This window comes from Tabrizicola sp., assembly GCF_051645465.1.
Taxonomy (GTDB): Bacteria; Pseudomonadota; Alphaproteobacteria; order Rhodobacterales; family Rhodobacteraceae; genus Tabrizicola.
The window spans coordinates 1-2,510 of record NZ_JBOFBI010000257.1 but is presented as its reverse complement, the minus strand read 5'-3'; the positions used below and the strand labels follow the sequence as shown (position 1 = coordinate 2,510).

Here is a 2,510-nt window from a genome sequence, read left to right as displayed (position 1 = left end):
CCCAGGTGCATACCCACCTGTACCATGTGACAGAACAACCAGCGGCAAGTTGACTCCGCCGGGCTCTGCACCTTCTGCCACAATGTGTTCAAGGTCGAGGACCCTGCTCATCCTTCCTTCGGCTTCTGTAGGATACCAGATCATGATGTTGATCGGGCGGTCGGCGGGAAAAGGAACGTCGATGGTTTCGAAGCCCACCTCGGCAGAGGCTGCATTGATCGTGATCGAAGATACCATGGCGAGCGCACAGCACATCGTCCTTAGGTTTTTCATTCTAGCCCTTACTCATCAAGTTGTTGCTACCCTTTCCAGCCTCCCGCTCGGCAGGAAATGGACACCGGGAGTTATCCGCTTAGGTCCCAATCGGCTGCGACAGCGCGATCAGGCTACCGTCAGCGGCTTTCAGAACGGCAAGTTTGGCCATCCCCATATCGACAATTCCGGTCTCGGGATCCTGGTTTCCCGCCGATGCCGTCGCAGTGCCGAGTTCCGCCAGCGTACCGCCATCGACCTCCACCATGGCCGTCGCGCCCTGGGCGAGAAGTGCTGCATGCGCATCAGCGATATCTTCCACGCGCCAGAAGACGAGCGGATGGTCAACCCAGGGAAGCCGCGTAAGGGAGATGCCGATCTCGCCCGCCTGGAACGCTGCGAAATCGTCATTCGCGTAAACCGGCTCTGAGCCGAGCAGGCCGGTCCACGTAGCCACGCCCGTCGCAAGGTCCCGCGCCGGAAAGACGATGGAGTCGATGGTCTGAAGCTTGATCGTCATTTGTATGTCCTTTTCAGTGGTCGTCTGCGCCAATGCCGAGCGCGCAAGGATTGGAACCAGAATAAGGCCGAGGCCGGTCGTCAGAACACGTCTGCGACCCAGTTTTTGGCAGGCGGGCGATGCGGAAGCCGCCGGTTCTTTCAATACTTGATTCCGGAGCATTCTGGATCACCCCTTCAGAAGCTGACCAAAGAACTTGCGGATATCCTCAACCAGCAGGTCCGGTGCATCAGAAGCGGCAAAATGGCCACCCCGTGGCATTTCGGTCCAGTGGACGATGTTGTTCGACCGCTCGGCAAAGCTGCGGACCGAGACGAAGTCGTCGGGAAAGACCGCAACCCCCGTCGGCGTCGGGTTCGGCAGTTCGCGGTATCCGGCACCGGTTGCCATGTTGGCAATGTAGAACTCGGCCGCCGTCCCGCCTGTTGCGGTGAACCAAAAGATCGAGGCGTGGGTCAGGAACCTCTCTCGGTCGAAAGTCTTTGCGGCGCGGCCGTCGAAGCCGAAGAATAGCTCGGAGTTCCAGGCCATCTGCCCGACGGGCGAGTCGACCAGCCCATAGGCCAGCGTGCCGGGGCGCTTGGACTGGATGTCAGCATAGCCAGAATTCTTCGCAAATGCCTCGTAGTTGCCCATGCCCTTCAACTCGAAGGGGGTCAGCGCGTCCATCTCGCCCTCCGCCCCGGTCGGGAAGGCGAAAATCTGTTGGAGGTGAACACCGACCAGTCCTTCCGGCGCAAGGATGCCAAGCTCACGCCCGACCATGGCGCCGCCATCACCGCCCTGTGCGCCGTAGCGGGCATAGCCGAGGCGCTTCATCAGGATGTCCCACGCTGCTGCGGTCCGCGATGCCTCCCAGTCAGGCGCCGAGAGTGGCATCGAGAAACCGAATCCGGGCAGCGAAGGGATGACGAGGTCGAACGCAATGGAAGGATCGAGGCCGTGCCCGGCCGGGTCGCTCAACGGGCCGATCACGTCCAGAAACTCGGCGACGGTCGAGGGCCAGCCGTGGGTCAGGATGAGCGGGAATGCATTGGGCGCGCTGGATCTGACATGAAAGAAGTGGATGGTCTGGCCGTCGATCACGGTCGTGAACTGCGGGATCGCGTTCAGCGCCGCCTCATGCTTGCGCCAGTCGAAGTCGGTCTGCCACTGGGTTGCCAGTTCCCGGATGAAGTCGACGGGCTGTCCTCGTGACCAGTCTTTGGTAGTCAACTGGGGCCAGCGGGTCTTGCTTAGCCGGTCCTTCAGATCGGCGATGTCAGCATCGGGAACGGAAATCTTGAACGGCGCAATCTCAGTCATTTCGGTTTCTTCTCCTTTTGCACTGTATGGGGTCAGGGCTGAAGTTGCAGCGGCAACGGTAAGCGCGTTGAATTTTCGACGTGTAACTTCACATTTGTTTTCAATCATTTCCGTTTTCCTTCGCTCTTTCCGGTGTGCGTGATCTACGGGGACAGACTACCAACCCCCTCCTGACACAAATTGTCAGCATCCCACCGACACTTCAGCACAAAGTCTGCGACGCCGATGGCCACATGTCAGGGTCGGTTCTTGCTGTTCTGGACAAATGACGAGCTTCTTCAGTCCTGTTCTGTGGCACCATTGCCGTCGGCGTCCTCGCTCCAAGCCATGCAGGGATCGAGAACGATCATCGAGCCGTCATAATTGTTGTAGCCGCCCGCCATGAGGACCCGATCTCCGGCCTGACGTCCATGCGCATGATAGGTCACGCACA

The 2,510-nt window shown here is 59.6% G+C and carries 3 protein-coding genes; all 3 read right to left on the bottom strand.

Going from position 1 to position 2,510, the window contains the following annotated elements; translation table 11 throughout:
- The coding region (locus tag ACRCSW_RS16810) for a hypothetical protein (protein ID WP_438706803.1) at window positions 1-273 on the bottom strand (273 nt) is incomplete at its 3' end.
- Between the two features lie 79 nt (window positions 274-352).
- Window positions 353-772 (bottom strand): VOC family protein, encoded by a 420-nt coding sequence (locus ACRCSW_RS16805; protein ID WP_438706802.1) that lies wholly within the window; start codon window positions 770-772, stop codon window positions 353-355.
- A gap of 168 nt (window positions 773-940) precedes the next feature.
- Complete coding sequence (locus ACRCSW_RS16800; protein WP_438706801.1) at window positions 941-2,077, bottom strand: epoxide hydrolase family protein; 1,137 nt, start codon at window positions 2,075-2,077, stop codon at window positions 941-943.
- Window positions 2,078-2,510 lie beyond the last annotated feature (433 nt).